Origin of the sequence: Sphingobium sp. PNB (assembly GCF_019873065.1) — a bacterium.
Classification (GTDB): domain Bacteria; phylum Pseudomonadota; class Alphaproteobacteria; order Sphingomonadales; family Sphingomonadaceae; genus Sphingobium; species Sphingobium fuliginis.
In genome coordinates this window covers 1-4,866 of record NZ_JAINEZ010000162.1, presented here as the reverse complement: position 1 = coordinate 4,866, position 4,866 = coordinate 1, and the positions used below count along the sequence as shown (strand labels likewise).

At 65.4% G+C, this 4,866-nt stretch carries 3 protein-coding genes; 1 reads left to right on the top strand and 2 read right to left on the bottom strand.

What is annotated here, in order from left to right; translation table 11 throughout:
• Positions 1 to 147: 147 nt before the first annotated feature.
• A complete protein-coding gene (locus K7W03_RS26580) occupies positions 148 to 1,344 on the bottom strand; it encodes an AAA family ATPase (protein WP_013054122.1) in 1,197 nt (398 codons plus the stop codon).
• A gap of 199 nt (positions 1,345 to 1,543) precedes the next feature.
• On the opposite strand from K7W03_RS26580, the gene K7W03_RS26575 reads away from it, so the two are divergent.
• Complete coding sequence (locus K7W03_RS26575) at positions 1,544 to 2,884, top strand: anti-phage deoxyguanosine triphosphatase (RefSeq protein ID WP_222887912.1); 1,341 nt, start codon at positions 1,544 to 1,546, stop codon at positions 2,882 to 2,884.
• A gap of 131 nt (positions 2,885 to 3,015) precedes the next feature.
• Here the strand turns inward: K7W03_RS26575 and K7W03_RS26570 are convergent, their stop codons facing one another.
• On the bottom strand, positions 3,016 to 4,593 hold the full coding sequence (locus K7W03_RS26570) for a family 16 glycosylhydrolase (protein ID WP_025551435.1): 1,578 nt from the start codon (positions 4,591 to 4,593) through the stop codon (positions 3,016 to 3,018).
• Positions 4,594 to 4,866: the final 273 nt, after the last annotated feature.

Genomic DNA, 4,866 nt, shown 5'->3' with positions numbered 1-4,866 from the left:
GGCCTGCCTCCTCCGGCTCGACGGGCGTTGCCGCTGCCGCCTCGGGCTCGTCGGAGAGAAGGGCGGCCAGATAGTCGGATTGCTTACGCGCCATGGCATTCCCTTTCGGCAAACCGGGAACATATCATGAACATGCGGAAAGGGGCTTCATGCCGCATTGACGATGTCCTCTTCCCGCGCAGGGGCGACGCGGCCCCAGCCCTGACGCACCAGCGCCTCGATCTGGCCCATGGCCTCGTCCAGATTGGCGCGGCAGCGCTTGTGGGTGCGCGGCGTGCCGATCGGCTTTTCCAGTTCATAGACGGTCATCATGCGCAGCGCGGCATGGCTGATTTCCGCGCTGTCGAGGATCGGAATGGGCAGGAGAGCCGGGCCGAAGCTCTGTTCCATGATCGCGCGGACCATCGAATGGCTGGGATCGTTGCTGTCGAATTTCGAGCAGAGCAGGCGGACGAACTGATAGTCGACCTCTATCCCCGCCTGCTGCAGCTGGCCGATCACCTGATCCATCATCGAGAGGAACTGGACGGTCGAGCAGAAGTCGGGCGTGGTCGCGGCCAGCGGCACCAGCAGGGCATTGGCCGCCTGCATCACGGCGAGGCTGATCGTGCCCAGCGCCGGCGGCGGATCGAGCAGCACCACGTCATAATGGCGGGCAAGGTCCATCAGGCCCTGCTTCAGCTTGCGGAAGCGCGCCGCAAGGACGGAGCCGCCGTCGCTGCCCGCCGCCGCCAGCTCATATTCCACGTCGAACAGTTCGAGATTGGATGGGATGAGGTCGACATTGGGCCAGGCGGTGTGCTTGACCGCGTAGAGCAGGTCGACCTGCGTCGGGTCGATGGAGAGATAGGGGTAGAGCGTTTCTTCCCGCTGGATGTTGAAATGCGGGTTGAAGCCGAACAGCGTGGTGGTGGTGGCCTGGCTGTCGCAGTCGACCACCAGCACGCGATAGCCCTGCACCGCGAAATAATGGGCGAGATGGGTGGTGACGGTCGACTTGCCGACGCCGCCCTTGAAATTCTGCACCGCGATGATGGCGGGAATGTCCAAGGGGGCGCGTTCGGGCGAGGCGCCCAGCACCTGCCGCATGTTCAGCAGTTCCTCCACCTTGTAGCCGGGGCGGCGGCCGTTTTCGGTCGGCGGGGCAGGGGGAAGGCGTCCGTCCTCCTCCGCCATGCGGATGCGATTCGTGGAGCAGCCGAGCAGTTGCGCGGCTTCAGCGATGCCGAAGCGGATGTTGAGTTCCTTGCGGCTATCCGGCAGAAAAGCCTTGCGCCGCAGGCGTTCGACCATCTTTTCGCCGGCCTCCGCCAGATCGCCGATCTGGGTTACCACTGCGTTCATTCCTGCCCTCTTGCGCGAAGTTGAAGCTTGTTTGGGATAGATGTGGCATAAATAGTTCAAATAGGCAAATGAGGGCGGGGTGGGATGAGGATCGGCATGGAGGAAGCAGCATGAACCGGTTTTCCTGCGCCTGCGCGGGAGAAGCGGCCTATATTCCGGCCAAGCGACAGGCGGTCGGGATTCGCCGGAGAAGAGTGGCATGAACTGGTATGAACGGCAGGAAAACTGGCAGGCGCAGAGCGAGGACGCCCGCAATGAAGCGGATGTCGACTATGCGCGGGTCATCCATTCCGCGTCCTTCCGCCGCCTGCAGGGCAAGACGCAGATCCTGAACCTGGGCGACAGCGATTTCTATCGCACGCGGCTGACCCATTCGCTGGAGGTCGCGCAGATCGCGGGCGGCATAGCGCGGCAGTTGCGGCAGGATTTCCCCGACCACCCGGCGATCCCGCATCTGCCCGACCACAGCCTGATCCAGGCCATCGGCTTCACCCATGACTTGGGCCATCCGCCCTTCGGCCATGGCGGGGAAGTCGCGCTGAATTACTGCATGCGGCAGGCGGGCGGGTTCGAGGGCAATGGCCAGACGCTGCGCATCCTGGCCCGGCTGGAGAAATTTTCGGCCGGGGCGGGGGCCAATCTCATGCGGCGGACGCTGCTGGGCGTGCTCAAATATCCGGTCCCCTATGCGCAGGCCTGCAATCCCGCCTGCGCGCCCCGGCTGAGCGGCAGGCCTTCTTCCATCCGCATCATCGACCGGGCCGCCAGCAAGCCGCCCAAATGCTATCTCGATACGGAGCGGCAGGCGGTGCAATGGATATTGGCGCCCTTGTCGAGCGCCGACCGGGAGGCGTTCACGGCGATCGAGCCGCAGGTCGGCAGGCACCACCGGGCGATCCACAAATCCTTCGATTGCAGCATCATGGACGTGGCCGACGACATCGGCTTCGGCGTCCATGACCTGGAGGATGCGCTGGCGCTGCGCCTGATCGGGGAGGAGGCCTTTCGCAGGCTGGTGCCGGAGGAGGAATGCGCGTCCTTCCTGGTCCACCTCAAGCGGAAATATCCCGGCGAATCCGAGAATAATGTCTATGAGCGGCTGGTCGGGACGCTGTTCGGCGAGGGCGGCGGGCGCAAGCGCTGCATCGGACGGATGGTGCATCACCTGATCACCCATTGCCGCATCGACACGCGGGAGGAGTTCGAGGAGCCGCTGGTCCGATACCGCGCGGGGATGCAGGAGGGGGCGGCGCGGTTCCTGGGCGCGCTGAGGAACGCGGTCTATCAGGAGGTGATCCGCAGCGCCGGGGTGCAGCAACTGGAGTTCAAGGGACAGAAGATGGTGGTGTCCGTCTTCGAGGCGCTGGCGTCGGAGCCGGAGACCCTGCTGCCGGCCGAGCAATGGGCGCTGGTGCGGGCGGGGGAGGAGGCGCCGCGGGTGATCTGCGACTATATCGCCGGGATGACCGACGGGGCCTTGCTGAAGGCCTATGACCGGCTGTTCAGTCCGCGCATGGGGTTGATCTTCGATCAGTTCTGAGGGGCGCGGTCTTCCCTATCCGTCGCATGCTCCCGCGCGGGGCGGGAGCATGAAGGCGGAGGGGTTGCCGAATATCCGTCGGGCCCGGAACGGGGGTGGGATGGTCGGGCCTGGCCGCGCGACGCCTTCGTTCAGCCCCCGTCCGCATAGACCTTGATGTCGCGGACGATCATGTCGCCGGTGCCGTCCGCATAGTCGCCGGTCGTCTTCACCGCGACGTTCATGATCGGGTACCAGCGGAAGCCGGCGAAGGGATTGACCGCCTGATAGGTCTCCTTCCCGTCGATGAACCAAGTGATATAGTCGGGCTGGATGTCGACGGCGAAGCTGTGGAAGCCCGTGGTGAAGCCGCCGATGCCGTAGACCTCTTCGGTGTTCATGAAGACGCCCTGCTGGAAGGTGCGGGTGATGTTGGCGCCGCCGTGCAGCGTGTTGGCGGTGTAGCGGTCGAAATCCCACCAGCTTTCGAAGCCGAACCCTTCGTAAATGTCGATTTCCGGCGGCCAGCCGGCGGTCGAGATCAGCCAGAAGGCGGGCCAGGAGCCGCGCCGGTTCGGCATCTTCGCGGTGAATTCATATTGGCCGTAGCCGATCTGCACCGGCCGGGTGTTGTGGCCGCTGAGCACGACCGCGCCATAGTCATAGGGGACGCCGTCCCAGGCGATGGGCTGCTTCAGCTTCTGCGTGTGCATGACGAGCCCATCGTCCGTGTAGCGCAGGGGCGCCTCTATGCCATAGTCGCGATAGACCCAGCCGTCGAGATAGATGCCGGTTTCCTGATTGCCCGGTTGCGAGCGGCCATTGGGCAGCTTGGTCGACCAGGCCTTGTCATGGCCGGCGTCGGACCATTTGAGGGTTTCGCGGCTCATCCTCCACTGGAGCGTGCCCGTGGGCTGGAAGGCGCGGGGTTCGCGCCCCGCGACCTGTTCCGCCGTCGGTTCCTGCTGGAAATCGCATTGGACGAAGGCGCGGTCGGTGCCCATCTTGCCGCCCCATGGAGCCTCCACGAAGCGGACGATGAAGTCGGCCTGCGGCACGCCGAGCAATATGGGGACGGAGACCGTCTTGGTCAGCGGGTCGCCGGGGCGGAAGATCACCGCCTTGTAGATGCTTCGATAGTTGATGCCCGCCACGCCGCGGACGAGGCCCGGTCCATCCTCCGTCATCACCCGCGCGATCACGGTGTTGGGCGTCGGGCGGTCGAGCGTGATCGGCACATAGGCGACGGTCGCGCCGGGGCGGTAGAAGGCGGGGCCGACCGACGCGGTCGCCTGTTCAGGGTAGCGGGTGCCGCCGGCGAAGTCGAAATTGGCGAAATCGCCTGCCTGCGCGGCGGTGGCGGCGGTGGAGAGGGCCAGCATGGTGCTGACCGGCGCCATCGGTCCGGCGGCGCGCCCGGCCGGGCCGCCGGTTCGGGCGGCGGCGGCGGTGGTGGGAAAGAGCGCGGCGGGATTGCTGCTGCCCAGCGCCGTGGTCCAGGGGCTGGGGGAGGGGCGGGAGAAGTCGATCTGTGGCGTCGGGTTGGCGGTCCGGCCGAAAAAGCCGTTGGTGAGGATGGAGGCGATGCCCGGCGGGTCTTTCGCCGCTGGCGTGGGCGCGGAGATTTTTTCCGTGTCGGCGGTGAGGGACAGGCCCCATTCGCTCATGCAGAATATGAGCACGCACGCGAACAGCACGCCCGCAAGCGGGCGAAGAGAGAAAATGCGCATGGTACGACCCCGTTGTTGAGCGGCCCTGTGCCGCCTTTGTTGAACCTCCTTCCCGGAACGGCGGATTGCCCCGGCGCCGTTGCGGGTTCGCAAGATGGTTGGTGCGGATTCGTCCGCTATGGCTTTGAATAATAATGGATTTTCATGGCCGTGAAAAGGCTGCGGACGTCATGTGTCGATGTTCATGCACATATCGGCTCAAGGGGGATGGCGGTCATGCGCGGGGGCGCGCCACCGGCGGGCCGGTTGTGCGGCGCGCCGATGGGGGGGCTT

Bases quoted from the DNA above. Each gene is read 5' to 3' on its own strand.
- K7W03_RS26575 (WP_222887912.1), top strand. From the start codon at position 1,544: ATGAACTGGTATGAACGGCAGGAAAACTGGCAGGCGCAGAGCGAGGAC.
- K7W03_RS26570 (WP_025551435.1), bottom strand. From the start codon at position 4,593: ATGCGCATTTTCTCTCTTCGCCCGCTTGCGGGCGTGCTGTTCGCGTGC.
- K7W03_RS26580 (WP_013054122.1), bottom strand. From the start codon at position 1,344: ATGAACGCAGTGGTAACCCAGATCGGCGATCTGGCGGAGGCCGGCGAA.